Origin of the sequence: Reyranella sp., assembly GCF_965228225.1 — a bacterium.
Classification (GTDB): Bacteria; Pseudomonadota; Alphaproteobacteria; order Reyranellales; family Reyranellaceae; genus Reyranella.
Map to the genome: position 1 here is coordinate 466,050 of NZ_OZ245801.1, position 26,116 is coordinate 492,165.

Genomic DNA, 26,116 nt, shown 5'->3' on the forward strand with positions numbered 1-26,116 from the left:
ATTCGTTGGCCACCGTTGACATTCGCAAAGTGGAGAAGTCCTACGGGACGTCCCAGGTCCTGCACGGCATCGACCTCGAGATCCGGCATGGCGAGTTTGCCGTTATCCTGGGGCCGAGCGGCTGCGGGAAGTCCACGCTGTTGCGCATGATCGCGGGCCTGGAGGAAATCACCGGCGGTGAGATCGCGATCGACGGCCGTGTGGTCAACCGGCTCGAGCCGCGCGAGCGCGACATCGCCATGGTGTTCCAGAACTACGCGCTCTATCCGCACATGAGCGTGGCCGAGAACATGTCCTATTCGCTGCGGATCGCGCACGCGTCCAAGGCAACCATCCGCGACAAGGTGGCGGGCGTCGCCGGCATCCTGGGCATCGGCGATTTCCTTGGCCGCAAGCCCACGCAATTGAGTGGCGGCCAACGCCAGAGGGTGGCCATGGGCCGCGCCATCATCCGCGAACCCAAGGTCTTCCTGTTCGACGAGCCGCTGTCGAACCTCGACGCCAAGCTGCGCCACCAGATGCGCACCGAGCTGAAGCGCCTGCATCTGCGGCTCGACGCCACCTCGATCCTGGTGACGCACGACCAGGTCGAGGCCATGTCGCTCGCCAACCGGCTGATCGTGATGAATGCCGGCCGGGTCGAGCAGGTGGGTTCGCCGGGCGAGGTGTACGCGCGGCCGGCCACCCTGTTCGTGGCGGGCTTCATCGGCTCGCTGCCGATGAACTTCTTCGAGGGCACGGTAGCACCTGACGGGCGCGCGATCGTGCTCGCGGGCGGCGCGTCGATCGCGGGCGAGGGCGAGCGGATCGGTACGCCGGGACAGGAAGTGGTGGTCGGCGTCAGGCCCGATGCCCTCACGCTCGGGTTGCCGCAGGCCGGCGGCCTCGGAGGCCGGGTCGAGCTGGTCGAGGATCTGGGCAGCGTGAAGCTGCTCCATCTCGACGATGGACGCGGCGGATTCGTGGTGGCGGTGCCGCCCGACACAGAACTGGGCGAGGCCACGCAACACGGCGTGATCGTGCGCGGCAAGGACGTGCACGTGTTCGACGCGAGGTCGGGCCAGCGCCTCTAGGAAAGCAGGATCGGGAGGATGAGGATGGAACTGCGTCAGTACGCAGCCCTGAGCGCGGTCGAGATGGCGCGTCTCGTACGGCAGGGCGAGGTCTCGCCCGTGGAGCTGGTCCAATCGTCGCTGGATGCGATCGAGGAGACCGAGGCACGCGTGAACGCCTACAGCGCGGTCTTTGCCGAGGATGCGAAGGCGCGGGCGGCGGAGCTCGAGAAGGAGGCGCGCGCCAGGTCGTTCCGCGGTCCCTTCCACGGGGTGCCGGTCGGCATAAAAGATCTCTTCCTGGTCGAGGGTTACAAGACGCAGCGCGGTTCGAAGCTCTACGTCGATTCGGTGGCGACCGAGACGGCGCCGTCGGTCGAGCGGCTTCTCGCGGCCGGCGCGATCATGATCGGCAAGACGACGACGCCCGAGCTGGGCTGGAAGGCGGCGTCCAACTCGCCGCTCTACGGCGTGACGCGCAATCCGTGGGACCTTTCGAAGACCGCAGGCGGATCGAGCTCGGGTTCGGCCGTCGCCGTGGCCGACGGCACGGTGCCGCTAACCCTGGGCTCCGATGGCGGCGGCTCGATGCGGGTGCCCGCCTCGTTCTGCGGCATCTTCTCGCTGAAGCCGACGCTTGCGCGCGTGCCGACCTATCCGCTCAGCCCGACCGAGCATCTGTCGCATGCGGGTCCCATGACCAACCGCGTCGAGGACTATGCGCTGGCGCTCGACGTCGTCCAGGGACCGGATGCGCGCGACCCACAGGCGCTGCCGCCAGCCGGCATCTCCTACCACGAGACCTTGGGCGATTTGCCGAAGCTGCGCTGTGTACTCGCGCCGACCCTGTTCGGCGTCACCGTGGATCCGGGCATCGCGGCGGTGATTGCCGACGCCTTCGGCGAGATCGCGGCACATCTGCCAGTCGAGATCGTCGACGCGAAACTCGACTGGCCCGATCCGATCGACATCTTCGACGCGCTCTGGGTGGCACGCGGCGCGCTCTATGGCGGGATGAAGCCGGAGGATGTGGCGCGGATCGATCCGGGATTTGCCCGCATGGTCGCGGGGTCGGCATCGATCCGACTCGAGGATCACTTCCGGACCCTGCAGGCGCGGGCCGCCTTCAACCGCTCGGTGGCCGAGGCGTTCGAGACGTTCGACCTGCTCGTGATGCCGATGGTGCCGATCGAGCCGTTCGCGGCGGAAGCCGATGGACCGCCGGACATGGATATGGACAAGCCGGTGCCCTGGGCGCGATGGACGCCCTTCTCCTACCCCTTCAATCTGACCGGCCAGCCGGCGGCCTCGATCCCCTGCGGCTGGTCGCCGTCCGGACTGCCGGTCGGCCTGCAGGTCATCGGACCACGGTTCGCAGACGATAAGGTGCTGCAGTTCTGCGCCGCCTGGGAGAGGCATTTCGACTGGCGCCGCCGCGCTCCGTCGGTCTTTGCCGGGTCCTGAGCAACAATATGCCCGCGCCGCGATAATTTGCACGCGGTGAGCGGGATAGGGCGAAAATAAACTGCGCCTGGCGGTGCGGCCGGGGAGAAAACCGACCCTCTCATTCGTCTTATGAATGAGAGGTAGTTGCAGCGTGATTCCGTCCATGACCGGTCTTTCCATCATTGTCCGCCTCGTCGCGGCGGTCGGGGGCGGCTATGCCGTGGCCGCAGGGCTTGCCGCGCTGGCGGCGGTCGCCCTTCCGGCGGCCGGGCTGATGGTGCGCAGCGAGGCCGTGGTTCTGGCGTCTATGCTGGCCTTTCTCGTCTATTTGGCGCTGCTGATCTGGGCCTTTGCCGACCGGCGGCTGGCGCGGCTTTGTCTCGTCATGGCCGCTGCCGGGATCGCGTCCTGGGGCGGTGCCTGGGGCCTCCTGCGCCTGACCGCGGGCGGCTGACATGGTGCCCGTCCTTCTGATCGCCCTGGCGCTCACCTGCTACTTCGGCTTCACGCTGCTGGCGCTCAGCCAGGATCGTCACTGGGAGCGCGCCGGCGGCGGGCGCGACTGCCCGCGGCGGCTCGTCCTGCCGCTGCGGATCGCGGGCTATGCCCTCCTGCTGGCGTCCCTGGCGCTCGCTCTCTGGCGCGACGGCCCGAGCTTCGGCTCGCTTGTCTGGGCGACCATGCTCAGCGTCGGCGCGGTCGCCGTGACCTGCACTCTCACCTGGCGCGCCAATTGGCTGCGTCCTGTCGTTCGCACTCTTCAAGGTATCGCGTAATGCTGCTGCGTCGTCTTCTGCTCGTCCTTCTGCTGTTCCCGTCGCTTGCGTGGGCGCAAGCGCCGACGACGCCGGCAACGTCCCCGACGGCGCCACCGGCCAGCCCCGTTGCCGGCACGCCGGCTGATCCGGCTGCGCCGCCCGCAGCCACACCTGCGCTGCCCGCAGCCACACCTGCACCTGCAACGGCCGATCCGGCTGCGCCGGCGATCACCCCTCCCGCGGGGATGCCACCCGCTGCGGCGCCGGCCCAGGCGGTTCTGCCGAAGGACCTGTCGGTCTGGGGCATGTTCATGGCGGCGGACTGGGTGGTGCAGGGGGTGATGATCGGGCTGGTGCTCGCCTCGGTGCTGACGTGGACGGTGTTCGTGGCCAAGAGCCTGGAACTGGCGATGGCGGTGCGGCGTCAGCGGCGCCTGCTGACCGGGCTGGATTCGGCGGCCTCGCTCGACAAGGCGCCGGCCAGCGACCTGGTGGCGGCGGCGCAAGCCGAGCAGCGGCTGAGCGTCGACACGGTCGACGATCGCGACGGGCTGAAGGAGCGCGTGGCCTCGCGGCTGGAGCGGCTGGAGGCGGCGACCGGCCGGCGCATGCTGAAGGGCACGGGTGTGCTGGCCACGATCGGCTCGACGGCGCCGTTCGTGGGCCTGTTCGGCACGGTGTGGGGGATCATGAACTCCTTCATCGGCATCTCGCGTTCGCAGACGACCAACCTCGCGGTGGTGGCACCGGGCATCGCCGAGGCGCTGCTGGCGACGGCGCTGGGGCTGGCGGCGGCCATTCCGGCGGTGGTGATCTACAACCACTTCTCGCGCCGCGTGACGGCCTATCGGGCGCTGGTGGGCGACACGTCGGCGGCGGTGCTGCGGCTGGTCTCGCGCGACTTGGGACGGAGGTAGCCCGATGTCGGTGAAGCTGGACCACGGCGACGACGAGCTGGCGGAGAACCACGAGATCAACGTCACGCCGTTCATCGACGTGATGCTGGTGCTGCTGATCATCTTCATGGTGGCCGCGCCGCTGGCCACCGTGGACGTGCCGGTCGACTTGCCGGTGTCGACGGCGGAGCGGCAACCGAAACCCGATACGCCGCTCTATCTCACCCTGAAGGACGACCTGTCGTTCACGCTGAAGGACACGCCGGTGAGCCGCGAGGCGCTGGCCAAGGCGCTGGACGAGGCGACGGGCGCCAAGAAGGACGAGCGCATCTTCCTGCGGGCCGACAAGGCGGTGCCCTATGGCGAGCTGATGCAGGCGATGAACGTGCTGCGGACGGCGGGCTACCTGAAGGTGGCGCTGGTCGGGCTGGAGCAATGAGGGAGGTACACCTCATGCTGAGGAGCCGTGCGCAGCGCGGCGTCTCGAAGCATGGGCGGCCCACGTGTCGTCTGTTGCCCATCCTTCGAGACGCGTCCCGGTGGGACGCTCCTCAGGATGAGGTGGTGCGGATTGGGGGGCTGCCGAGATGAGGGAGGCGGCTCGCTGGATCGGTTCGTTCGCCTTCGTGCTGGCGCTGCACGCGGGCGCGATCCGGATTGCGCTGGGCTGGGTGCATGGCGAGGTGCCGTATTCGCCGCCGCCGGCGGCGATCATGCTGGAACTGGCGCCGTTGCCGGCGGCGCCGGAAGCGCTGCCCAACGAGGCGCCGCCGGGGCCGGAACTGAGCGAGGTGATCCCCGAGCCCGAGCCGCCGCCGCCGGTGGAGATGCCGCCGCCGGTGCAGGCGGAGGTGACCTTGCCCGATCCCGAGCCGCCGCCGCCGCTCGACCTCAAGCCGCCACCGCCGCCCAAGCCGGTCGAGAAGAAGAAGGTGGAGAAGAAGCCGCCGCAGCCCAAGGTCTCGGCCCCGCAGGCGGCGCCGGAGCAGTCGAGGGTCGCGGCGGCGCCGATGCCGGGCACCTCGGTCGAGCCGCCGTCGAACACGCTGCCGACCTGGAAGGGGCTGCTGCTGCGGCACCTGGAGCGGCACAAGCGCTACCCGTCGGAGGCGCAGCGGTCGCGCCACGAGGGCGTGACCTATGTGCGCTTCACGATGAGCCGCGACGGCCGCATCCTCGCCGCCCGCATCGAGCGGCCGTCGGGGCACGCCGCGCTCGACCAGGAGGGCCTCGAACTGCTGCAACGCGCGCAGCCGCTGCCGCCGCTGCCTCACGATCAGCCCGGCGAGAGCCTGGAGATCGTCGTGCCCGTGCAGTTCTTCCTCAGGAGATGAGGGGATGGACCGGCTGGACGAGCTCTGCCGCGAGCGCGGACTGCGGCTCACCGAGCAGCGGCGCATCGTGCTGGAAGTCCTCGAGGCTGCGACCGATCATCCCTGCACCTTCGAGATCCATCGCCGCGCCTCGGTCGGGCGACGCATCGGCGTCGCCACCGTCTATCGCGCGCTGAACAGCCTCGCCTCGGCCGGGCTGGTTACGCGCCACGTCTTCCGCGACGGCAAGGCGCGATACGAACGGACCGGCGGCGCGCCGCATCCGCACCTGATCGACGTCGCCACCGGCGAGATCGTCGAGGTCGAAGAGGATGGCCTCGTTCGCCTGATCGAGGAGGAAGCCCGTCGCATGGGCTTCCGGCTCGTCGAGTTCAGGTTGAAGCTGTTCGGCGAAAGAAAGCCGGCCTGACGGTCATCGCACCGTTCCACTCACGCGCACCAGCATGACGGTGGCGACCAGAGCCACCATGGCGACGACGAAGGTGACGGCGAGTACCCCCTGCGCGCCGTAGCTGGTCATCACGGCGGCCAGCACCGGCGGAGCGGCCGCGGAGACGATACCCTGCGGCAGGGCGAGGCGGCCGAGATAGGTGCCGAACTGGGCGCGACCGAACAAGGCGAGCGGCAGGGTCGCGCGCAGCACCGCCTTCAGGCCGTTGGCGATGCCGTAGGCCACCAGACAGAGCAGGGCGATCGCGAAATTGCCGCCGGCCAGCCACGCGAGGCCGAGACCGAGCGGCAGGACGGCGGCAGCGAACAGGGCGGAGCTGCTGATCGCGTAGCGGTGGCCGAACATCAGTTCGATCACGCGCACCGCCACCTGCGCCGGCCCGATCAGCGAGGCGAGCAGCAGGGCCGAGGCGGGATCGTGACCGAGCCCGCGCAGCACGCCGATCGCGTGGACGATGAAGCCGGTGAAGATGAAGGCACCGCAGGAGAAGGAAATCGACAGCAACAGGAAGATCTGCCGGCTCCGCTCCGAGGGCGGTGCCGGAATCTTCGCGCCCGTGGCCGCCTGCGGGCCGACCGCCACCCGGCCCGGCAGCGCGAGAAGATGGACCGGCGCACAGACCAGGAGATGCATCGCGGCATAGATCAGCAGCACGCCGCGCCAGCTGACGAAGAGCTCGAGCGCCTCCGAGACCGGCCAGAAGACGGTGGAGGCAAAACCGCCCACGATGGCCAGCACGGCGATGGCCTGGCGTGCGCGGGCACCCGCGACCTGCGCCAACGCGATGCTGGCCGGTGTGTTCAGCGCCAGGGTGGAGGCAATACCCATCGCGGCCCAGCACAGGAGATAGCTCACGAGCCCTTGCGAGAAGGAGAGTGCGGCGAGCGACAGCGCGTAGACGATCGAGCCCGCGGCCATGATGGAGCGCGCGCCGGTCCGGTCGAGCAGGCGGCCGACCCGCGGCGCGAACAGGGCGCCCACGCCGAACATCACGGTGATGCCGCCATAGACGATCTCGCTCGCCAGCCCGAGGTCGCGCTCGATGTGGCGGCCCAGCACCGAGGGCATCAGGAAGGTGGTGCCCCAGCCCACGATCTGGGTGAGGCCGAGTCCGATCGTGGCCTTGGCCGCCGGCGTGACGTTCACGCCGCCCGGTTCTGCTGCTCGGGGTAGAGGGAGAGAAGTCCCGCTTCGCTGGCGTCGCACACGCCGCGTTCGGTGATCAGCGCCGTCACCAGCCGGGCCGGCGTGACGTCGAAGGCGGGATTGGCGGCGCTGCTGCCTTCGGGGAGGATCTGCACGGTGGCGAGTTCGCCGGTTTCGGTGCCGTCCTTCACCAGGCGTCCCGTGATGTGCGACAGCTCGCGGGCGCTGCGTTCCTCGATCGGGATGTTGCGCACGCCATCGAGCAGCGTCCAGTCGATGGTCGTGTGGGGCAGGCCGACATAGAAGGGAATGCCGTTGTCGTGGGCGGCCAGCGCCTTGAGATAGGTGCCGATCTTGTTGCAGACGTCGCCGCCGCGCGTCGTACGGTCGGTGCCGGTGATGACGAAGTCGACCTCACCGTGCTGCATGAGGTGGCCGCCGGCATTGTCGGCGATGACCGTGTGCGGCACGCCGTGCTTGCCCAGTTCCCACGCGGTCAGGCTGGCGCCTTGATTCCTGGGCCGTGTCTCGTCGACCCAGACATGGATGGGAAGGCCGGCATTGTGCGCCTGGTAGATGGGCGCCATCGCCGTGCCCCAGTCGACGGTGGCCAGCCAGCCGGCGTTGCAATGGGTGAGAGCGTTGATGCGTCCGCTCTTGTCGCGCGGTTTGAGTTTGCGAATGAGGCCCAGCCCGTTCTCGCCGATGCGGCGGCCGATCTCGGCATCCTCGTCGCAGATCTCGGCAGCGCGGCGGTAGGCCGCCTCGCGGCGCTTCGCAGGCGGCAACGGCGCCAGCAGCGCCCGCTGGTCGTCGAGCGCCCAGCGCAGGTTCACCGCGGTCGGCCGCGACTCCATCAGGACCTTATAGGCGCGCGCCAGCATGGCATCGGAAGGGTCGGCGGCCATGGCGAGCGCCATGCCATAGGCCGCGGCGGCGCCGATCAGCGGCGCACCGCGCACGATCATGGTGCGGATCGCCACTTCCGCGTCCTCCATCGTGCGCAGGTCGCGCACGACGAAGCGATGGGGCAGCAGGGTCTGGTCGATGGCCTGGACGGTGGTGCCGTCGGGGCTGAGCCAGATGGTGCGGTAAGGGGTGCCGTCTACTTTCACGCCGCCACTTTAGACGGCGCGCGCCACCGCGTCGATTATCGCCGCCGCATCGAGCCCGTAGGTTCGATAGAGATCGGGAATGTCGCCGGACTGGCCGAACTTCTCGATGCCCAGCGGTACGACCCGCTGGCCGCGCACCGACCCCAGCCACGACAGCGCCAGCGGATGGCCGTCCATGACCGTCACGATGCGCGCATCGCGCGACAAGGGGCCGAGCAGCCGTTCGACAGGGCTGGGCGAACGGTCGACGAGGCCCGCCGTGCGGCCGCGGTTCCGCTGCGCGGCGAGCCAGTCGGTATGGAGCCGGTCCGGTGAGGTCAGTACCAGCAGGCCGGCGCCCGCGAAGTCCCGCGCCACGCTCTCATGGGCCGCGATGGCTTCCGGCGTCACCGCGCCCATGGCGACGATGGCCACGTCCGCGCCGTCTTCGGGCGGGGCGTACCAATAGCCGCCCGACACGATGTCGGCCTGCTGCTGCGGCGTCAGCGTGCGCTCGGGCTGGACCAGGCTGCGCGTCGAGAGGCGCAGATAGACCGAGCCGCCCTCGTCCTGCTGCATGTAGTCGAAGCCGTGACGCATCAGCACCGCCAGCTCGTCCACGTAAGCCGGCTCGTAGGAGACGAGGCCGGGCTGGCCGATGCCGATCAGCGGCGTATGGATGCTCTGATGCGCGCCGCCTTCCGGTGCGAGCGTCACGCCCGACGGCGTGGCCACCAGCATGAAGCGCGAATCCTGGTAGCAGGCATAGTTCAGCGCATCGAGACCGCGCGCGATGAACGGGTCGTAGAGCGTGCCGATCGGCAGCAGGCGCGCGCCGAACAGCTGGTGGCTGAGGCCGAGCGCGGCGAGCTGGATGAACAGGTTGTTCTCGGCGATGCCCAGCTCGACATGCTGGCCCTTGGGCGTCTGGCGCCAGAGCTGGGCCGACACGACCTTGAGCTCGCGGAACACGTCCTCGGCTTCGGTGTGGCCGAACAGGCCGCGCCGGTTCACCCAGGCGCCGAGATTGGTCGACACCGTCACGTCCGGCGAGGTCGTGACGATGTGGCGGGCCAGTTCGCCGTCTTCCGACGCGATCGCGTTCAGGATCTTGCCGAACCCTTCCTGCGTGCTCGACTTCTTGTCATTGGGCTTGGTGAGCTGCGCCGGGATGGCCACGGTCGGCGCCTCCGTGCGGCGGCGGCCTTCGGCGTTGAAGGGCGCTGCGTCGAGGAAGGCCTGCAGATCGGTCGGCGACGCGGTGAGGCCCGCGAACTTCTCCCACTCCTGGCCGTCCTCGATGCCCATGCCCTTCTTGAAGCCGGCCATCTGGTCGAGCGTCATCAGGCCGGAATGATTGTCCTTGTGGCCGGCGAAGGGCAGGCCCTGGCCCTTGATCGTATAGGCGATGAAGCAGGTCGGCGTGTCGTCGTTCACGCCCTCGAAGGCGTCGACCACCGCCTGCATGTCGTTGCCGGCGAGGTTGGTCATCAGCCTGTGCAGCGCCGCGTCGTCGTGCTGCTCGAGGATACGCCGCACGCCGGGATACTGGTTGAGGTCGCGGGTCAGTGCCTCGCGCCAGCCGGCGCCGCCCTTGAACACCAGCGCCGAATAGAGCGAGTTGGGGCAGGCGTCGATCCAGTCGCGCAGATGCGCGCCGTCGGGCTGCGTGAAGGCGGTCTCCAGCAGCTTGCCGTATTTCAGCGTGACGACCCGCCAGCCGACCAGTTCGAACATCTCGGCGACCCGGCCGAACAGCCGGTCGTTCACCACGCCGTCGAGGCTCTGGCGGTTGTAGTCGATCACCCACCACAGGTTCCGGACGTCGTGCTTCCAGCCTTCGAGCAGCGCCTCGAAGATGTTTCCCTCGTCGAGCTCGGCGTCACCGACCAGCGCCACCATGCGGCCGGTGGGACGCTTGCCGTCGCCGAGATTCTTCAGGCGCACATAGTCCTGCACGATCGACGAGAATAGCGTCATGGCCACGCCGAGCCCGACCGAGCCGGTCGAGAAATCGACGTCGTCCACGTCCTTGGTACGCGACGGGTAGGATTGCGCGCCGCCCAGCGCGCGGAAGCGTTCGAGCTTCTCGCGGGTCTGGTGGCCGAACAGATACTGGATGGCGTGGAACACCGGCGAGGCGTGCGGCTTCACCGCGACGCGATCCTCCGGCCGCAGCACCGAGAAATAGAGCGCCGACAGGACCGTCGCCAGCGAGGCGCAGGAGGCCTGGTGCCCGCCGACCTTGAGCCCGTCGCGGTTGGGACGGATGTGGTTGGCGTGATGGATCGTCCAGGCGCTGAGCCACAGAACCTTGCGTTCCAGTTCACGGAGGAGGCGCAGACGCTGGATGGGGGCGAGGGTGGTCATGGCTATCGACATACGCCTGCTCCGCTGGAAGGTCCTTGCGTTCAGGTCGCCGGACGGGCTGTATAGGGCAGGATTTACCTGGATTGTGGCGATTTCAGCAATGATCTCCCTGGACGCGATCGACCGGCGCATTCTCGAACGGCTGCAGCACGACGGCCGGCTCAGCAACGCCGACCTGGCCGAGCAGGTCGGGCTGTCGTCCTCGCCGTGCTGGCGGCGGGTCAAGGCGCTGGAGGAAGCGGGCGTCATCAAGGGCTATGCCGCCCAGGTCGATGCCAAGTCGGTCGGCCTCTCGGTCAACGTCTTCGTCAGCGTGTCGCTCACGACGCAGACGGAGAAAGCGCTCAAGGATTTCGAGCGCGCCGCGGCGGAGCGGCCCGAGGTGATGGAGTGCTACCTGATGACCGGCGACAGCGACTACCTGCTGCGCGTCGTCGTCCCCGACCTCGAAGCCTATGAGCGCTTCGTCATGGACTTCACCAAGATCCAGGGCATCGCCCAGATCAGGAGCTCGTTCGCGTTGCGTCCGGTGAAGCAGGGCGCGGCGTTGCCGTTGGCGGTATCGGGGCGATAGGCGACGATCTATCCATTCTTGTCATCCTGAGCGCAGCGAAGGATCTCACGCCAGCAGAGGAGTGCGATGTTCCTTCGGCTAGGTCCTTCGCTGCGCTCAGGACGACAGGATTACTCCAGCTCGATCACGCCACTCATCATCGGCTTGCAGCGGCCGCCGATATAGGTCGCGACGACCTTGCCGTCCTTCTTCTCCGCACAGGCCTGCAGCACGCTGGGGCGGCCCATGTCGAAGCCCTGGCCGATCGTCTTCGCCAAGGTGATGTCGGCCTCGCGCCGGTGATGCGCCAGCACGCCGATCAGGGCCACGTTGGCGGCGCCGGTCGCGGGATCCTCGGGGATGCCGTGCTCGGGGGCGAACATGCGGGTCTGGACGTCGATGTCGCCGTCCTTCGCCTGCACGTAGAGATGGATGCCGACGAGGCGGTCGCGCGGCAGCTCGCGGGCGAAGATCTCGGCGCGCGGGGCCGCCCGCCGGAGCGCCTCGCGTGACTTCAATTCGACGAAGAGCAGCGGGGCGCCGCAGGAGGCGACGCGCGGCGGGTGGACGTCGAGCTTCAGGTCGTCGGGCTTCAGCGAGCAGGCTTCCGCCGCCAGAGCGGGATCGATCTCCTCGCCGAAGCTGAGCGGCACGGGCGCGGCGAGGCGGGTGGCGACGACCACGCCGCCCTCGCGCACGATGTCCATGGCCACGAGGCCTGCCTTCTCCTCGAAGACCAGACGGTCGCCGCTCACGGTCCGGCCGTAGCTGGTGCCGGCACGGGCCAGGACGAAGGCGGTGCCGACATTGGGATGGCCGGCGAAGGGCATCTCGGCCTTGGGCGTGAAGATGCGGACCTCGGCCGTATGGGCCGGGTCCTTCGGCGGCAGCACGAAGGTCGTCTCGGCCAGGTTGAACTCGGCCGCGATGGCCTGCATCCGTTCGCCCGACAGGCCCTGTGCATCGGTGATGACGGCCAGAGGGTTGCCCCCGAACTGGCGGTCGGTGAAGACGTCGACGGTGACGAAATGGAGTTTCATGATTCCAAATCTGGCATGGCGCGCTAATCTCGACGCATGACCAAAGCTCAGGCCGCTCCCAAAATCTCCTACGATCACGGCGTCTCGGACAAGAAGCTGATCGGCGAGACGATCGGCGTCTTCTTCGACCGCACCGTCGAGACCCATCGCGACCGCGAGGCGCTGGTGGTCCGCCACCAGAACGTGCGCTGGAGCTGGGGCGAACTCGGCCGCCGGGTCGACGATCTCGCCGCCGGTCTCCTGACCCTGGGTCTGGAGCGCGGCGACCGGGTCGGCATCTGGTCGCCCAACACGTCGGAATGGACCCTGGCGCAGTTCGCGACCGCCAAGGCGGGCCTCGTGCTGGTCAACGTCAATCCGGCCTACCGGCGCGCCGAGCTCGACTACGCGATGAACAAGGTCGAGTGCAAGGCGCTGATCCTGGCGCCCGCGCTCAAGACCTCGAACTATCTCGAGATCGTCGACGATCTCGTGAAGGCCAGGAAGCTGCCGCACCTGAAGCACGTGATCCGCCTCGGCGCTGAGAAGACACCGGGGATGCTGAACTTCGACGATGTCGCGACCGCCGGCGGCAACGCCGAGAAGGCGCGCATCGCCGAGCTGGCACCCAAGCTGCAGTTCGACGACGCGATCAACATCCAGTTCACCTCGGGGACCACGGGCTTCCCCAAGGGCGCCACGCTCAGCCACCACAATATCCTGAACAACGGCTACTTCGTGGGCGAGGGGCTGAAGCTCACGCCGCAGGACCGGCTCTGCATTCCCGTGCCGCTCTATCACTGCTTCGGCATGGTGATGGGCAATCTCGGGTGCCTGACGCACGGCTCGACCATGATCTATCCGTCCGAGGCCTTCGATCCGCTGGCGACCCTGCAGGCCGTGGCCGAGGAGCGCTGCACGGCGCTCTACGGCGTGCCCACCATGTTCATCGCCCAGCTCGACCATCCCGACTTCGCCAAGTTCGACCTCAAGAGCCTGCGCACCGGCATCATGGCGGGCTCTCCGTGCCCCATCGAGGTGATGAAGAAGGTGCAGAGCCACATGCACATGGGCGAAGTCACCATCGCCTACGGCATGACCGAGACCTCGCCGGTGTCGACGCAATGCGCCACCGACGATCCGGTCGAGCGGCGCGTCTCGACGGTGGGCCAGGTGCTGCCGCACATCGAGATCAAGATCGTCGACACCGAGGGCAGGGCGGTGCCGCGCGGCGAGACCGGCGAGTTCTGCACGCGCGGCTACTCGGTGATGAAGGGCTACTGGAACGACGAGGCCAAGACCAGGGAAGCCGTCGACGAGGCCGGCTGGATGCGCACCGGCGACCTCGCGACGATGGACGAAGAGGGCTACGTCAACATCGTCGGCCGCCTCAAGGACATGATCATCCGCGGCGGCGAGAACGTCTATCCGCGCGAGATCGAGGAGTTCCTCTATCGTCACCCGAAGGTGCAGGACGTGCAGGTGATCGGCGTGCCCGATCCGCGCTACGGCGAGGCGGTCTGCGCCTGGATCAAGCTCCATGCCGGCCAGACCGCGACCGACGAGGAGATCCGAGCCTTCTGCCAGGGCCAGATCGCCCACTACAAGATCCCGCGCTACATCGAGTTCGTGCCGGAATTCCCGATGACCATCACCGGCAAGATCCAGAAGTTCGTGATGCGCGAACAGACGATCGAGAAGCTCGGGCTCACGGCGCAGAAGACGGCTTGAGACGTTCCGAGTTCACCGACTCTGAATCGATTGCGGGCATTCTTGTGACCCTTTGAGGGGAGGCGGAACGCGTCCGGTGGCCCGTCGTTGTCGGCGGGTCCGACATCAACCGGGGCGTGTTGCTCGTGAAGTCCGTCGCTGTCGCATCCACCGATCCGTTCGTCCGCTCGCACGACAGATACCGTTCCCTTCGCCAGGCTCCCCTTGTACGCATCGCGAATTCGGCGACGCGTTTCCGGGCGTTCGACACTCTGCGTGTGTTCGTGATCGCGCTCGTGGTCCTGCAGCATGTCGCGCTGGGCTACATGGCCGGCGGTCAGGCTGTTTCCGGCGGCTCCTACACCAACGGCAGTGCGCCGGTCGTGGACACGGCGCAATGGTCGGGCTTCAACGTCATCGTCACCTGGACCAACGGCTTCTTCATGCCGTTGATGTTCCTGCTGTCGGGCCTGTTCGTGCGTCCGTCGCTCGCGCGCAAGGGACTGCGCCAGTATCTCATGGACCGCGCATTGCGACTGGGCGTGCCGCTGCTCGTGGGCATCGTGACGATCGTGCCGCTCTCCTACTACGCCGCCCACCTGTTGAGCGGTGGCGGCGATGGCTTCGTGACCTTCTGGAAACACATGGTGACGGTCGGACCGTGGCCGAGCGGGCCGCTCTGGTTCGTCGGCGCCCTGCTGGTGTTCGACGCTGCGCTGGCGATGGTGCTCGCGCAGGATCGAGTCTGGGACTTTGCGCGCCGCACCGGCCAATTCCTCGACCGCATGCCGGCAGGCGCCTGGCCGATGTTCTTCATCGTGGCCAGTGGCGCGGCCTACCTGCCGTTCCATCTCGCCTTCGGCACGTCGCATTGGCTGACGGCCGGTCCGTTCGGCATCCAGTCGAGCCGCATCGGTCTCTACTTCCTGTCGTTTGAGGCGGGCGCGGTCATCGGCCCGGAGCGGCTGGCGCGGGCGTTCGAACGGCAGTGGGTGAGGTGGCCTCTGTTGGCCGTGATCGCGACGGCTGCGTTCTTCGCGCTCGACGGACGGCAGGTGCCCGCGTGGGTCGATGGCGTGATGCAGGTGCTGTTCTCGACGATCACGGCGTTTGCCCTGCTGACGTGCGCCGTCCGGTTCTCCCGCACGCCGGGCCCCATCGGAAACAGCCTGATCGCCAATGCTTACGGCATCTATCTCGTTCATTGGCCGATCGTGCTGTGGCTGCAGTTTTTCCTTCTGTCGACGCCGCTTTCGCCGCTGGCCAAGGGAGCACTCGCCATGGTGCTGGGCTTCGCGTTGAGCTGGGCCGCCTCGAGCCTGCTTCGCCGGCTGCCGGGCGTGGCGCGCGCTGTCTAGCAGGCTGTTGAAATAGGGCCTTCCAGGAGGAGCCGGCGAGCAATATCGATCCGTACGCGGTATCCTGGTACCTGATTTACGGGTGCGACTCCGGCTTCGATTGTTTCGTTTATTTCGGTTATTTCGATTATTGGTCGGCCCGCTAGCGGTTTTACGGGCAATTCCGCAACTTTTGTATTGCGAAGGATTCGCAACTGCGGTAGCAAAGGCTCGTCTTCGAAGGAAGATCGTAAGCGTCTCACGTGAGGCAACGCAGTCAATCGTCGCGGCCTTCGCTGTCCTGGCCGCGACCCTGCGTGAGACATTCCATCTTGTTTTCATATCTCGGATTGCGCCGTCTGCCGGCGCGTTACGCTGCGATCGTTCTGCCCCTCGTCCTGTCGCTCATCATGACCTTCGTCGTGTCGGGGATTTCGACGGCCCGCAGCGCGGGCCTGTCGCCGGGCTTCGTCGCGACCTGGATGAGCGCCTGGGGCCTGTCCTGGCTGGTCGCGTTTCCCGTCCTTCTTGCCGTCATGCCGGTCGTCCGGCGGATCGTCGGCCTGATCGTCGAGACACGGCCCGGCTGACGAACGACTCCCTCAGGGGGCCGGGCAATCGCATATGAGGTAAAGGTCCCTCACGGCGTTCGGGATGACACCGTTTGTTTGATGGGCGCCCTGCGAAAATCTCAACAAAATTGTCATCCCGAACGCCGTGAGGGACCTTTCGCTTTCTTGAAAGGTGAGCTGCAACGGCGCCTCAGTATCACATGCGATATCCCTGCCCTCAGGGTCGGTGCGCCTCCAGGAACATCCTGATGTGGCGCACCGCGAGGGGGACCCGCTCGGGCGTATCCTTCCACGGGTAGAGCGTGACCTGCGCGTTCGGCGCCAGCATCGCCACTTCCATCGCGACCTTGTAGGGATGCGGCGGGCTGTCGTCGGGCGCGACCAGGATCGGCGTCCTGCAGGCCTTCACGAAGTCGCGCGGCACGGTGAACACGAAGTCGGATTTCTTCGTGTACATGTTGGTGAGGAACTGGCTCACCTGATTCATCGTGACGTCGGGCCGCTTGGCCACGAAGTCGGGGCCCCAGCCCTTCATGTTGTTGTCGTAGAACTGGTTCGGCAGCTCGGGCCGGAATCCCGAGGGCTGGGTCAGCACGGCGGCGATGACGCGGTCGCCGACCCGCTTGATCAGGTTCCAGATCAGCGGCTGGCCGATACAGTAACCCAGCACCATGAAGCGGTCGGCCCCGAGATGGTCCATCAGGCCGACATGGTCGTCGGTGAAGGAGTCCCAGGTGCGCTCGATGTCGAGCGGACCGGTCGATTGGCCGCCATTGGCATTGCGAAGGTCGGCGACGACGCAGCGGAAACGGTCGCTGAACTCCTTCAGCGCGCTGAACGGATGCGTCCTGTCGAGACCGGCGATCGTCGAGTTCAGGCCGCCGCCCGGAATGATCAGCAGCGGCAGGCCCGAGCCCGCCTCTTCATAGTGAATGCGGACGTCGCCTTTTTCATAGAGCGGCATGGTTTTTCTCCCTGCCGCCAGCGTGCCATGCGCGGCGGCAGGGTGCAAAGCACAGGCCGCGCTCAGCCCAGCAGCCGCTTCACCACGTCGAGCTGGATGTGGGCGGCGTCGACCATCTCGGCGATCGGCACGCTCTCGTTGGCGGCATGGCCCTGCGCGCCGGAGCCGGGACCGAAGTTGATGATCTCGATGCCGTCATCGGCGTAGTAGCGGCCGTCGCTCACGCCGGTGGCGTTGAGGAACTTCACCTTGCGGCGGCTGTGCGCCTTCACGGCGGCCTCGAAGGCGCCGACCGCCGCGCCGTTCTCGGGCGCGAAGAAGCCGTTGGTGCCGGTCAGGAACTCGACGCCATACATGGACTTCGGCTCGCCGACGCCGTCGACCACCTTCTTCAGCTCCTTGAAGGCGTCCTTCACCTTCTCGTCGGGCAGCAGGCGGCGGTCGATCTCGACGGTGCAGGCCGAGGGCACGACGTTGGTGTTGTGGCCGCCATGGAACATGCCGATGTTCACCGTCGACTTCATCGCACCCGAGACGCGATCCGCCAGCGCCTTGTCGTAGTAGGAGCTGAGCGCGCCCACGAGGCGCAACATGCGCAGGATGGCATTGTCGCCGGCCGCCGGATTGCCGGCATGGGCGGCGCGGCCCTTGGTGGTGAGGCGCGCCCACATCACGCCGCGCTCGGCCACGATCAGGTTGTTCTCGGTCTGCGCGCCCAGGATCAGCGCATCGGGCCGGACCTTGCCGCTGTCGCGGAGATACTCCATGCCCTCGGGCCCGAGGTTTTCCTCGTCGGCCACGAAGGTGAAGATCAGCTCGCCCGAGGCCGGGCCGCCGCGGCGCGCAATCTCCTCGGCGATCCAGATCTGCACGGCCATGCTGCCCTTGCAGTTGCCGGCGCCGAGCCCGTAGACGAGGCCGCCCTTGACCAGCGCCTTGTAGGGATCGCTCTTCCAGTTGGCGCGCTCGCCGACGCCCACCGTGTCGACATGGGCGTTGAAGGCGATCACGGGGCCTTTCTGCTTGCCCTTCATCCGCGCCACGACATTGTCGACGCCCTTCTTGTGGGTCGCGATCTCGACCTTGTAGCCCGCCTTCTTCAGGCGCTTCGCCGTATAGGCGCAGATCTCGACCGAGGTGCCGGGCGGGTAGGGGCTCGGCAGGGCGATCAGGTCGGACAGGATCGAGACGAGTTCGGACTGCATCTTCTTGGACATGGCGCGGTATCTTTCTTCAACAACGTGCGTGTGGCGACAAATCGTGCGTCGGCGATGGATGGGTTCAGCGGTTGGCCAGGTCGACCAGCACCTCGACCAGGACGCGGGCGCCGGCGGCGAGGTCCTGCGGGGTGGCGTTCTCGATTTCGTTGTGGCTGATGCCGCGCTCGCAGGGAACGAAGATCATGCCGGCGGGGCAGAGATGGGCGATGTGCATGGCGTCGTGACCGGCGCCCGACGGCATGTCCATGTTGGAGAGTTGCAGCTCGTTGGTCTTGGCGCGCACCAGGTCGACCACCATCGGATCGAAGTTGGTCGGCGGCACGACGGTCACGCGTTCGATGCCGGCGGAGCAGGGCGCCGCCTTCGCCGCCACGATCTCCTTCAGCTTCTGCTCGTGCGCCTCCAGCACCGCATCGTCGGGGTGTCGCATGTCGATGGTGAAGACCGTCTGGCCCGGCACCGTGTTGGGCGAACCCGGCGCCACCTCGACGCGGCCGATGGTGAACCGCAGCATGTCGTGCTCGTCGGTCGTCGCCTCGTACATCGCCTGGGCCATGCGCAGCGCCGCGGCGAAGGCATCCTTGCGGGCGGCGCGCGGCGTGGTGCCGGCATGCGCTTCCTCGCCATGCGTGGTGACGATGTAACGGCGGCTGCCCTGGATGGCGGTCACGACGCCGATGGTCTTGTTCTCGTTCTCAAGCCGCGGGCCCTGCTCGATATGGGCCTCGACGTAGCCGTCGAGCGGGAAGCCAGGCTTGCCGTCGCGCATCGGGGCGGGAGCCGTCTTCAAGGTCTCGGCGAGCGCGTCCCTCAGCACGACGCCCTTCCAGTCCTTTGCCTGCAGCATCTCGTCGAGGTCGTAGTGGCCGGCGAACACCGCCGAGCCCATGGCGCCGGGCTGGAAGCGCGAGCCTTCCTCGTTGGTCCAGGCGACGGCCAGCACGGGACGGCGCGTCGTCACGCCGGCATCCTCCAGCGCTTCCAGCGCCTCGAAGGCCGCCAGCACGCCGTACATGCCGTCGAAGCGGCCGCCGGTCGGCTGGCTGTCCATGTGCGAGCCGCTCATCACCGGCAGTGCCTGTGGGTCGGTGCCCCCGCGGCGTACGAAGAGGTTGCCGATCGCATCGGTCGAGACCGCGAAGCCGCGGGCTTTGGCCCACGAGCCCAGCAGGTTGCGGGCCGCCGCATCCTCGGCCGACAGCGCCTGCCGGTTTACGCCACCCTTCGGCGTGCCGCCCAGCTTCGCCATGTCGGCGTGCCGTTGCCACAGACGGTCTTCCCGGATCGCGTCGGCTGCGCCCATTTCGCCTCCTCAAGCTTGTCGCGCGAGCTATAGCCGCGTCATAGTCGGGCTTCAATCTGGCGTATCCGGGGGCCTCATGCACAACCATCTCGACCGCAACTTGATCGGCTACGGCCCCAATCCGCCGGACGCGCAGTGGCCGGGCGACGCCCGTATCGCGGTGAGCTTCGTGCTGAACTACGAGGAGGGCGGGGAGAATACGATCCTGAACGGCGATGCCGCCTCCGAGGTCTTCCTGACCGAGACGCCGGGCGGCACGCCGATCGAGGGCGGCCGCGATCTCTCGACCGAATCGATGTACGAGTATGGCAGCCGCGCCGGATTCTGGCGCATCCTGCGGCTCTTCCAGGAACGCAACATGCGCTTCACCTCCTGGGCGGTGGGCCGCGCGCTGGAGCTCAATCCCGCCGCCGGCAAGGCGATGGCCGAAGCGGGCCACGAGGTCGCGAGCCACGGCTGGCGCTGGATCAACTACAAGGACTTCACGCTCGAGCAGGAGCTCGACCACATGAAGAAGGCGGTGAAGGTGATCGAGCAGACGGCCGGCCGCGCGCCGGTCGGCTGGTACACGGGTCGCTTCGGCCTGCACACGCTCGAAGCGGTCATCAAGCATGGCGGCTTCCTCTATTCGAGCGACTCCTACTCGGACGACCTGCCCTACTGGGTGAAGGTCGGCAGCGAGCCGCACCTGATCATTCCCTACACGCTCGAAGTGAACGACATGAAGTTCGGGGTGGCGCCGGGCTACACCTCGGGCGACGGCTGGCTGCAGGCGATGAAGGACAGTTTCGACATGCTGTACGCCGAGGGCGCGCGCGCGCCGAAGATGATGTCGATCGGCCTGCACTGCCGCCTCGCCGGACGGCCGAGCCGGGCCGCCACGCTGGCGCGCTTTCTCGATTATGTGGCGTCGAAGCCCAAGGTCTGGGTCGCCACGCGCGAGGAGATCGCGCGGCACTGGATCGGGACTCATCCGGCCGACAAAGCCTGAGTCCCGCCGGCGCCGTTACAATTGAAACACGAAAGGACTCGCGGTCCGACCGGGCCGCGAGGGGCTCTGAGCGCTCCCGTCGTTGCCGCCGAAGCCGTTTAAGCCCGGCCCGCCGCCATCTTATCGACATGGGACCCGGCTGGTCGGCACCTGGCGTGCGGTGGCCGGGCCTTCCGGGCCTGCTGCCGGCCGGGGTTTACCCTGGGGATAAACTCGTGTGAACAATGTCGGATCGTGAACGCTCTTCAGCCAACCCTGCTGCCGCTCCTGCTCGCCGCGCTCTGCGTCGGGCCGGGATGCGCCCAGAAGCCGCCGCAAACGGCCGCCGTGCCGCAAGGCCCGACGGAGCACGAGCTGTACGTCCAGTCGCGCAAGGACGAGGTCGTGCAGTCGCTCGCGGTCTGTGAGAGTGGAAGCTGGGGCCCGCATTCGAACCGCATTAGCGGCGGACGCGGTTCCTACCACGGCCGCTTCCAGTACACGCCGCGCACCTACATCACCCTGCAGCAGCGCCGCGACGGGACGGTGCTGACGACCCGCGAAGCGATCGAGGCGGCGCAGGATTACGAAAAGGCCGCCGCCCTCACCTCCTGGGTGATGTTCGAGCAGGGCGAGACCTGGCACTGGCCCCTTTGCAACCGCAAGCTCGGCCTCGCCGCCAAGGTCCAGGAAATCAACGCCCTCTAATTCCAGGGCCGTCGTCTCGACCTAAGCCCCGAAGGGGCGTAGCGGAGAGACCTTCTCTCCACCAAAAGCCGGCTAATCGTCGATAGAAGGTCTCTCCGCTACGCCTCGCTGCGCTCGGCTTCGGTCGAGACGACGGAATCTTCAACGCAGTTCGCTGCAGAATTCCTGGATGCGCGTGCAGCCTTCCCGCAGGCTCGCCATGTCGGTGGCATAGGAAATCCGGAAGTAGGGGCTCATGCCGTAGGCGGCGCCCTGGACCGTGGCGACGTGCTTCTCTTCCAGCAGCGCGGTGACGAAGTCGGTGTCGTTGGCGATCCGCGTCCCGCCCTTCGTCGTCTTGCCGATACAGCCCGCGATGTTGGGGAACACGTAGAAGGCGCCCTCGGGCATGTGACAGGTGACGCCCTTGGCGGCACGCAGCATGGCCACGACCTCGTCGCGCCGCTTCTGGTAGTCGGCGGCGCGTTCCTTCAGCAGATCCTGCGGGCCGTTCAGGGCGGCGGTGGCGGCGGCCTGGCCGATGGTCGAGATGCCCGAGCCGATCTGGCCCTGCATGTTGGTCATGGCCGCGATCATGGCGCGCGGACCGCCCGCGAAGCCGACCCGCCAGCCGGTCATGGCATAGGCCTTGGAGGCGCCGTTGACGGTGAGCGTGCGCTCCTTCAGCGCCGGCTCGACCTGGGCCACGGTGCTGAACGTCGCATCGCCGTACACCAGGTGCTCGTAGACATCGTCGGCCATCACCAGCACGTGGCTGTGTTTCAGGAGCACGTCGCAGATCTGGCGCATCTCGGCCGGCGAGCAGACCGCGCCCGTCGGGTTGTTGGGGAAGTTCAGCACCACCCATTTGGTCTTCGCCGTGATGGCGGCGTCGAGATCCGCGGCGCGCAGCTTGAACTGGTTGTTCTCGGGGCAGGAGACCGACACCGGCCTGGCGCCGGCGATCACCGCCTGGTCGGCGTAGGAGATCCAGCCGGGGGCGGGGATGATGACCTCGTCGCCCGGGTTCACGCTGGCCATCAGCGCGTCGTACATGATCTGCTTGCTGCCGTTGGAGACCATGATCTCGTCCAGCGCATAGTCGAGATGGTTGTCGCGCTTGAACTTCCGCTGGATCGCTTCCTTGAGCGACCTCACGCCGTCCTGCGGCGGGTACTTGGTGTCACCCGCCAGCGCCGCCGCATGCGCGGCCTCGATGGCATGGGCCGGGGTGGGGAAGTCGGGTTCGCCCGAGGACAGGCCCACGATCTTCACGCCCTGGGCGCGCAGGTCGCGCACCTTGCGGGTCATCGCGGCCGAGGCCGACACCTTCACGTTCTTCAGACGATCGGCAACCTCGAACATGTGTCCCCTTGCTTCAGCTCTTCTTGCGAATGGTGAGCGCGATGCCGCCCAGGATGGCCGCCGAGGCGAGCAGCAGCCGGGCGGTGATCGGCTCGGCGAGTAGCACCGCGCCCCCCAGCGCGGCAATGGCCGGCACGCATAGCTGTATCGTCGCGGCCGAGGTGGCGGACAGCGCCGGCAACGCCGCGTACCACAGGACATAGCCCAGCCCGGACGTCACGGCGCCGGAGAGGACCGCGTAGATCAGGCCGGTCTGGTCGGGGCTTGCCCCTGTCGCGGCAGCCAGGCTGAGGATCGCGGCGAAGGGCATGGCGCGGATGAAATTGCCGCCGGTCGCCGCGGTGGCGTCGCCCGCGCCGCGGCCGAGCAGCGAGTAGACGCCCCAGGCGAGGCCGGCCGCCAGCATTAGCCCTGCCGCCAACGGAGGCGGCGCCGAGAGGCCGGGCAACAGCAGCCAGACGAGGCCTGCGATGGCGATCAGCACACCGACCAGGCGGAGGCCTTTCAGCCGCTCTCCGGCGAACAGCCCGTAGCCGGTCATGGTGAGCTGCACCGCGCCGAACAAAAGCAGCGCGCCGGTCGCGGCGGTGAGATCGCGATAGGCGAAGGAGAAGCAGACCGCGTAGGCAAAGAGCATGGCGGCCATCGGCCAGCTGCCCGCCGCCAACGGCTGCTTGCCGCGGGAGCGCAGCAGGACCCAGAGGACGAGCGCGCCGGAGGCGAGGCGGATCGAGGTGAAGCTCGCCGCGTCGATCGACGTGTCGCGCAGCGCCACACGACACAGCAGCGAGTTGCCGGCGAAGGCCAGCATCGCGAAGACGATCAGGAGGGCGGTGCGCGCCGCTCCGCCCTCCCGGGCCATCTCAGTTCGCAAGCCCGTAGAGCTTCATCGCATTGTCGCGCACGATCTTTCGCTTGGTCTCCGCCGAGACTTGCGTCAGCTCCCTGGAAAGGAACTCCTGGCTGTCCGGCCAGATGCCGTCGGGATGCGGGTAGTCCGAGCCCCACATGACATTGTCCTCGCCGAGATGGCGCAGCAGCTCGATGCCCACCGGATCGGTCTGGTAGGTGGCGTAGAACTGCCGGTGCCAGTATTCCGAGGGCTTCATCTTGAGGTCGAGGTCCTGGAACTGGTCCTCCCATTCGAGGTCCATGTGCTGCAGCACATAGGGGATCCAGCCGAGCCCGGCCTCGCCGATCACGATCTTGAGGTTGGGATAGCGCGCCGGCGCACCCGAGTAGATGAGCGACATCAGCATGGTGCTCATGTGCATCTGGAAGCCGGTGATGTGGGTGGCGAAGATGCGGCGCTGCACTTCGGGCGTGAACTTCGTGACGTCGGGCGAGCGGCCGCCGATCGTGTGGAAGTGCAGCGGTATGCCGGTCTCGTGGCCGAACTTCCACAGCGGCTCCCAGAACGGATCCCAGAGCGGCGTCATGTCGGGGCGATTGGCGATGTCGAGCCCCTTCACGCCGCGCTTGGCGCAGCGCATCGCTTCGGCCACCGACTCTTCCATGTCGTAGTTGGGGATGTTGGCCAGGCCGACCAGACGATCGGGCGCCTGCGTGCAGAACTCGTGAAGCCAGTCGTTGTAGATGCGCAGCATCACGATCGCGGCTTCCGGATCGTTCAGCCGGCCGCTCGATCCCAGCACGCCGTACAGCACCTCGGCCTGCACGCCGTCGCGATCCTGGTCCTTCAGCCGATGGTCGACTTCGGTCAGGCGTCGGATGCCCTTCTTGCCGTCGCTGTAGAGGCCGGTCGAGGCCATGCGGTCGGAGCGGTGGATGATCCCCGGCACATATTCGCGTCCTGCCGAGCCCATGCCGTTGACCAGTCCGAATTTCGCGCCGTTGGCACTCGTCCATTCCGGTCCCTTGGGACCGTCGACGACATGCGGCATGCGCGCTTTCATCGATGCGGGTGCGTTGCTGGTGAAGAGATCCGGCGGCAGCCAGATCAGGTCGATATGCCCATCCGCGGAAATCACGTCGTATTTCATCGTTGGTTCCTCCCGGGCGCCCATTCCTCTGGAGTCGTCCTTCTTCTAGAGTGCGCCGCCTGCATGTCCGTCGCAATGGGATGACAATGACCGAGACCGAGTGGCTTACCGAATTTGCGTCCGCGTTGAAGCGATCCGACATCGATGCTGCGACGGCGATGTTCGACGAGGAATGCTACTGGCGCGACCTCGTCGCCTTCACCTGGAACATCGTGACGCTCGAGAGCCGCTCTGCGATTGGTGACATGCTCCGGGCCCGGCTTTCCGACGTGAAGCCCGACTCGTTCACGCTCTCGGGCCGGCCCGGCTGGTTCACCTTCGAGACCGCGCAGGGTCGCGGCACGGGGCATGTCCGACTGAAGGACGGCAAGGCCTGGACCTTCTTCACCGCGCTGATGGAGCTGAAGGGCTTCGAGGAGAAGAAGGGGCCGTCGCGCGAGAATGGCACGCAGCACGGGGCCTTCAAGGATCGCGTGACGTGGACCGACCGCCGCAAGGCCGACGCGAAGGAGCTGGGCTACGACCGCCAGCCCGACGTGCTGGTCATCGGCGGCGGGCAGGGCGGCATCGCGCTCGGCGCGCGCCTGAAGCGGCTCGGCGTCTCGACCCTGATCGTCGACAGCAATCCGCGGCCGGGCGATGCCTGGCGCAATCGCTACAAGTCGCTCTGCCTGCACGACCCGGTCTGGTACGACCATCTGCCGTACCTGCCGTTCCCCGATCACTGGCCGATCTACACGCCCAAGGACAAGATGGGCGACTGGCTCGAGTCCTACACGAAGATCATGGAACTCGATTACTGGTCCTCGACCACGTGCAAGAGCTCGTCGTTCGACGAGAAGACGGGCGAGTGGACCGTCGTCGTCGACCGCGACGGCCAGGACGTGACGCTGACGCCGAAGCAGCTCGTCATCGCGACCGGAATGTCGGGCTTTCCGGAGATTCCGACCTTTCCCGGCGCCGAACGCTTCAAGGGCACGCAGCATCATTCCAGCCACCATCGCGGCGGCGAGGGCTGGGCCGGCAAGACCTGCGTCGTCGTAGGCTCGAACAATTCCGCGCACGACATCGCGGCCGACCTGTGGGAGCACGGCGCCGACGTCACCCTGCTGCAGCGCTCGCCGACCCTCGTGGTGCGCGCCGATACGCTGGCGCGCAACCGGCCACTCTATTCGGAGGAGGCGGTGGCCTCCGGCATCACCACCGAGATCGCCGATCTCACCACGGCGTCGATGCCCTACGGCGCGCTGCCCAAGGTGATGCAGCCCGTGGTCGAGCAGATCCGGCGCGACGACGCGGACTTTTATGCGCGACTGGAGAAGGCAGGGTTCAAGCTGACCTTCGGCGAGGACAATACCGGCATCGGCCCGATGTATCTGCGGCGCGGCTCCGGCTACTACATCGATGTCGGCGCGTCGGAGCTGATCGCCGACGGCCGCATCAAGCTCAAGTCCGGCGTCGAGGTCGAACGCATGACCGAGGATACGGTCGTGCTGAACGACGGCACCGAGCTGAAGGCCGACCTCGTCGTCTACGCCACCGGCTACGGCTCGATGAACCAGTGGGCGGCCGAGCTGATCTCGCCCGAGGTCGCCGACAAGGTCGGCAAGTGCTGGGGCCTGGGCTCCGACACCGCCAAGGATCCCGGCCCCTGGGAAGGCGAACTGCGCAACATGTGGAAGCCGACGGCCCAGGAGAATCTGTGGTTCCATGGCGGCAACCTGATGCAGTCGCGGCTCTACTCGATCTTCCTGTCGCTGCAGCTCAAGGCGCGGCTGGAGGGCCTGCCGACGCCGGTCTATGGCCAGGCGCCGGTGCACCACAAAGCGTGACGGGAAGCGGGGACGCGGGGCGGACTCGCGACGT

General features: G+C 67.4%; 25 protein-coding genes. 15 read left to right on the forward strand and 10 right to left on the reverse strand.

Going from position 1 to position 26,116, the window contains the following annotated elements; genetic code table 11:
• Positions 1 to 5: 5 nt before the first annotated feature.
• The 8 genes from ACO07K_RS02225 to ACO07K_RS02260 all read left to right on the forward strand — a co-directional run bounded on the left by ACO07K_RS02225 (position 6) and on the right by ACO07K_RS02260 (position 5,895).
• Positions 6 to 1,073 (forward strand): ABC transporter ATP-binding protein, encoded by a 1,068-nt coding sequence (locus tag ACO07K_RS02225; protein ID WP_422034297.1) that lies wholly within the window; start codon positions 6 to 8, stop codon positions 1,071 to 1,073.
• A gap of 24 nt (positions 1,074 to 1,097) precedes the next feature.
• On the forward strand, positions 1,098 to 2,516 hold the full coding sequence (locus ACO07K_RS02230; RefSeq protein WP_422034298.1) for an amidase family protein: 1,419 nt from the start codon (positions 1,098 to 1,100) through the stop codon (positions 2,514 to 2,516).
• Between the two features lie 145 nt (positions 2,517 to 2,661).
• The gene (locus ACO07K_RS02235; RefSeq protein ID WP_422034299.1) at positions 2,662 to 2,952 is read left to right on the forward strand and encodes a hypothetical protein; all 291 of its coding nucleotides are present in this window, start codon (positions 2,662 to 2,664) and stop codon (positions 2,950 to 2,952) included.
• Position 2,953: 1 nt separating this feature from the next.
• On the forward strand, positions 2,954 to 3,274 hold the full coding sequence (locus tag ACO07K_RS02240; RefSeq protein WP_422034300.1) for a DUF3325 domain-containing protein: 321 nt from the start codon (positions 2,954 to 2,956) through the stop codon (positions 3,272 to 3,274).
• Positions 3,274 to 4,173 (forward strand): tonB-system energizer ExbB, encoded by a 900-nt coding sequence (gene exbB, locus ACO07K_RS02245; protein WP_422034301.1) that lies wholly within the window; start codon positions 3,274 to 3,276, stop codon positions 4,171 to 4,173. Before ACO07K_RS02240 ends, exbB begins: the two co-directional genes overlap by 1 nt.
• Before the next feature lie 4 nt (positions 4,174 to 4,177).
• Positions 4,178 to 4,591 (forward strand): TonB system transport protein ExbD, encoded by a 414-nt coding sequence (gene exbD / locus ACO07K_RS02250; RefSeq protein WP_422015010.1) that lies wholly within the window; start codon positions 4,178 to 4,180, stop codon positions 4,589 to 4,591.
• A gap of 148 nt (positions 4,592 to 4,739) precedes the next feature.
• The gene (locus tag ACO07K_RS02255; protein ID WP_422034302.1) at positions 4,740 to 5,486 is read left to right on the forward strand and encodes an energy transducer TonB family protein; all 747 of its coding nucleotides are present in this window, start codon (positions 4,740 to 4,742) and stop codon (positions 5,484 to 5,486) included.
• A 4-nt stretch (positions 5,487 to 5,490) separates the two neighbouring features.
• Positions 5,491 to 5,895 carry a Fur family transcriptional regulator gene (locus tag ACO07K_RS02260; RefSeq protein ID WP_422034303.1) on the forward strand — a complete coding sequence of 135 codons (405 nt, stop codon included), beginning with the start codon at positions 5,491 to 5,493 and terminating at the stop codon, positions 5,893 to 5,895.
• A 3-nt stretch (positions 5,896 to 5,898) separates the two neighbouring features.
• Here the strand turns inward: ACO07K_RS02260 and ACO07K_RS02265 are convergent, their stop codons facing one another.
• From ACO07K_RS02265 to ACO07K_RS02275, 3 genes are read right to left on the reverse strand one after another with little or no spacing between them, the layout of a single operon-like run.
• Positions 5,899 to 7,083, reverse strand: coding sequence for an MFS transporter (locus tag ACO07K_RS02265; RefSeq protein WP_422034304.1), 1,185 nt, complete (start codon positions 7,081 to 7,083; stop codon positions 5,899 to 5,901).
• Positions 7,080 to 8,198, reverse strand: coding sequence for an S-methyl-5-thioribose-1-phosphate isomerase (gene mtnA / locus ACO07K_RS02270; RefSeq protein ID WP_422034305.1), 1,119 nt, complete (start codon positions 8,196 to 8,198; stop codon positions 7,080 to 7,082). The genes ACO07K_RS02265 and mtnA overlap by 4 nt, the downstream gene beginning before the upstream one ends.
• 9 nt (positions 8,199 to 8,207) lie before the next feature.
• Complete coding sequence (locus ACO07K_RS02275) at positions 8,208 to 10,547, reverse strand: transketolase (protein ID WP_422034306.1); 2,340 nt, start codon at positions 10,545 to 10,547, stop codon at positions 8,208 to 8,210.
• Positions 10,548 to 10,647: 100 nt separating this feature from the next.
• Between ACO07K_RS02275 and ACO07K_RS02280 the strand changes: the two genes are divergently transcribed.
• Positions 10,648 to 11,121: an Lrp/AsnC family transcriptional regulator gene (locus ACO07K_RS02280; RefSeq protein ID WP_296319471.1), complete on the forward strand. Its 474-nt coding sequence runs from the start codon at positions 10,648 to 10,650 to the stop codon at positions 11,119 to 11,121.
• Positions 11,122 to 11,231: 110 nt separating this feature from the next.
• Here ACO07K_RS02280 and ACO07K_RS02285 read toward each other — a convergent pair whose 3' ends face one another.
• Positions 11,232 to 12,140, reverse strand: a complete 909-nt coding sequence (locus tag ACO07K_RS02285; RefSeq protein WP_422034307.1) for a PhzF family phenazine biosynthesis protein — start codon at positions 12,138 to 12,140, stop codon at positions 11,232 to 11,234.
• Between the two features lie 36 nt (positions 12,141 to 12,176).
• On the opposite strand from ACO07K_RS02285, the gene ACO07K_RS02290 reads away from it, so the two are divergent.
• The 3 genes from ACO07K_RS02290 to ACO07K_RS02300 all read left to right on the forward strand — a co-directional run bounded on the left by ACO07K_RS02290 (position 12,177) and on the right by ACO07K_RS02300 (position 15,756).
• Complete coding sequence (locus ACO07K_RS02290) at positions 12,177 to 13,850, forward strand: AMP-binding protein (protein ID WP_422034308.1); 1,674 nt, start codon at positions 12,177 to 12,179, stop codon at positions 13,848 to 13,850.
• A 125-nt stretch (positions 13,851 to 13,975) separates the two neighbouring features.
• A complete protein-coding gene (locus ACO07K_RS02295) occupies positions 13,976 to 15,187 on the forward strand; it encodes an acyltransferase family protein (RefSeq protein ID WP_422034309.1) in 1,212 nt (403 codons plus the stop codon).
• A gap of 311 nt (positions 15,188 to 15,498) precedes the next feature.
• Positions 15,499 to 15,756, forward strand: a complete 258-nt coding sequence (locus ACO07K_RS02300) for a DUF2798 domain-containing protein (protein ID WP_422034310.1) — start codon at positions 15,499 to 15,501, stop codon at positions 15,754 to 15,756.
• Positions 15,757 to 15,955: 199 nt separating this feature from the next.
• Here the strand turns inward: ACO07K_RS02300 and ACO07K_RS02305 are convergent, their stop codons facing one another.
• From ACO07K_RS02305 to ACO07K_RS02315, 3 genes are all read right to left on the reverse strand, one after another.
• Entirely contained in the window at positions 15,956 to 16,702 is a 747-nt protein-coding gene (locus ACO07K_RS02305; RefSeq protein ID WP_422034311.1) for an alpha/beta fold hydrolase, read from the reverse strand.
• A gap of 62 nt (positions 16,703 to 16,764) precedes the next feature.
• A complete protein-coding gene (locus ACO07K_RS02310; RefSeq protein WP_422034312.1) occupies positions 16,765 to 17,919 on the reverse strand; it encodes a M20 family metallopeptidase in 1,155 nt (384 codons plus the stop codon).
• Positions 17,920 to 17,983: 64 nt separating this feature from the next.
• The gene (locus tag ACO07K_RS02315; protein WP_422034313.1) at positions 17,984 to 19,225 is read right to left on the reverse strand and encodes a Zn-dependent hydrolase; all 1,242 of its coding nucleotides are present in this window, start codon (positions 19,223 to 19,225) and stop codon (positions 17,984 to 17,986) included.
• Positions 19,226 to 19,301: 76 nt separating this feature from the next.
• On the opposite strand from ACO07K_RS02315, the gene puuE reads away from it, so the two are divergent.
• Both puuE and ACO07K_RS02325 read left to right on the forward strand, forming a co-directional pair.
• Positions 19,302 to 20,216, forward strand: a complete 915-nt coding sequence (gene puuE / locus ACO07K_RS02320) for an allantoinase PuuE (RefSeq protein WP_422034314.1) — start codon at positions 19,302 to 19,304, stop codon at positions 20,214 to 20,216.
• 234 nt (positions 20,217 to 20,450) lie between these two features.
• A complete protein-coding gene (locus ACO07K_RS02325; protein ID WP_422034315.1) occupies positions 20,451 to 20,903 on the forward strand; it encodes a hypothetical protein in 453 nt (150 codons plus the stop codon).
• 141 nt (positions 20,904 to 21,044) lie between these two features.
• On the opposite strand, the gene ACO07K_RS02330 is transcribed toward ACO07K_RS02325, so the two are convergent.
• The 3 genes from ACO07K_RS02330 to ACO07K_RS02340 are packed head-to-tail and all read right to left on the reverse strand — an operon-like array spanning position 21,045 to position 24,250.
• On the reverse strand, positions 21,045 to 22,247 hold the full coding sequence (locus ACO07K_RS02330) for a pyridoxal phosphate-dependent aminotransferase (protein WP_422034316.1): 1,203 nt from the start codon (positions 22,245 to 22,247) through the stop codon (positions 21,045 to 21,047).
• Between the two features lie 13 nt (positions 22,248 to 22,260).
• Complete coding sequence (locus ACO07K_RS02335; protein ID WP_422034317.1) at positions 22,261 to 23,109, reverse strand: DMT family transporter; 849 nt, start codon at positions 23,107 to 23,109, stop codon at positions 22,261 to 22,263.
• A gap of 1 nt (position 23,110) precedes the next feature.
• Complete coding sequence (locus ACO07K_RS02340; RefSeq protein WP_422034318.1) at positions 23,111 to 24,250, reverse strand: amidohydrolase family protein; 1,140 nt, start codon at positions 24,248 to 24,250, stop codon at positions 23,111 to 23,113.
• An 86-nt stretch (positions 24,251 to 24,336) separates the two neighbouring features.
• Here ACO07K_RS02340 and ACO07K_RS02345 point away from each other — a divergent pair, with 86 nt between their 5' ends.
• Positions 24,337 to 26,082, forward strand: coding sequence for an FAD-dependent oxidoreductase (locus tag ACO07K_RS02345; protein ID WP_422034319.1), 1,746 nt, complete (start codon positions 24,337 to 24,339; stop codon positions 26,080 to 26,082).
• The last annotated feature ends 34 nt before the right edge of the window (positions 26,083 to 26,116 follow it).

What these genes read in the sequence shown, in the direction of transcription:
- ACO07K_RS02230 (WP_422034298.1), top strand. Translation starts at nt 1,098, where the DNA reads ATGGAACTGCGTCAGTACGCAGCCCTGAGCGCGGTCGAGATGGCGCGT.
- ACO07K_RS02235 (WP_422034299.1), top strand. Translation starts at nt 2,662, where the DNA reads ATGACCGGTCTTTCCATCATTGTCCGCCTCGTCGCGGCGGTCGGGGGC.
- ACO07K_RS02240 (WP_422034300.1), top strand. Translation starts at nt 2,954, where the DNA reads ATGGTGCCCGTCCTTCTGATCGCCCTGGCGCTCACCTGCTACTTCGGC.
- exbB (WP_422034301.1), top strand. Translation starts at nt 3,274, where the DNA reads ATGCTGCTGCGTCGTCTTCTGCTCGTCCTTCTGCTGTTCCCGTCGCTT.
- exbD (WP_422015010.1), top strand. Translation starts at nt 4,178, where the DNA reads ATGTCGGTGAAGCTGGACCACGGCGACGACGAGCTGGCGGAGAACCAC.
- ACO07K_RS02255 (WP_422034302.1), top strand. Translation starts at nt 4,740, where the DNA reads ATGAGGGAGGCGGCTCGCTGGATCGGTTCGTTCGCCTTCGTGCTGGCG.
- ACO07K_RS02260 (WP_422034303.1), top strand. Translation starts at nt 5,491, where the DNA reads ATGGACCGGCTGGACGAGCTCTGCCGCGAGCGCGGACTGCGGCTCACC.
- ACO07K_RS02275 (WP_422034306.1), bottom strand. Translation starts at nt 10,547, where the DNA reads ATGACCACCCTCGCCCCCATCCAGCGTCTGCGCCTCCTCCGTGAACTG.
- ACO07K_RS02280 (WP_296319471.1), top strand. Translation starts at nt 10,648, where the DNA reads ATGATCTCCCTGGACGCGATCGACCGGCGCATTCTCGAACGGCTGCAG.
- ACO07K_RS02285 (WP_422034307.1), bottom strand. Translation starts at nt 12,140, where the DNA reads ATGAAACTCCATTTCGTCACCGTCGACGTCTTCACCGACCGCCAGTTC.
- ACO07K_RS02290 (WP_422034308.1), top strand. Translation starts at nt 12,177, where the DNA reads ATGACCAAAGCTCAGGCCGCTCCCAAAATCTCCTACGATCACGGCGTC.
- ACO07K_RS02305 (WP_422034311.1), bottom strand. Translation starts at nt 16,702, where the DNA reads ATGCCGCTCTATGAAAAAGGCGACGTCCGCATTCACTATGAAGAGGCG.
- ACO07K_RS02310 (WP_422034312.1), bottom strand. Translation starts at nt 17,919, where the DNA reads ATGTCCAAGAAGATGCAGTCCGAACTCGTCTCGATCCTGTCCGACCTG.
- ACO07K_RS02315 (WP_422034313.1), bottom strand. Translation starts at nt 19,225, where the DNA reads ATGGGCGCAGCCGACGCGATCCGGGAAGACCGTCTGTGGCAACGGCAC.
- puuE (WP_422034314.1), top strand. Translation starts at nt 19,302, where the DNA reads ATGCACAACCATCTCGACCGCAACTTGATCGGCTACGGCCCCAATCCG.
- ACO07K_RS02330 (WP_422034316.1), bottom strand. Translation starts at nt 22,247, where the DNA reads ATGTTCGAGGTTGCCGATCGTCTGAAGAACGTGAAGGTGTCGGCCTCG.
- ACO07K_RS02335 (WP_422034317.1), bottom strand. Translation starts at nt 23,109, where the DNA reads ATGGCCCGGGAGGGCGGAGCGGCGCGCACCGCCCTCCTGATCGTCTTC.
- ACO07K_RS02340 (WP_422034318.1), bottom strand. Translation starts at nt 24,250, where the DNA reads ATGAAATACGACGTGATTTCCGCGGATGGGCATATCGACCTGATCTGG.
- ACO07K_RS02345 (WP_422034319.1), top strand. Translation starts at nt 24,337, where the DNA reads ATGACCGAGACCGAGTGGCTTACCGAATTTGCGTCCGCGTTGAAGCGA.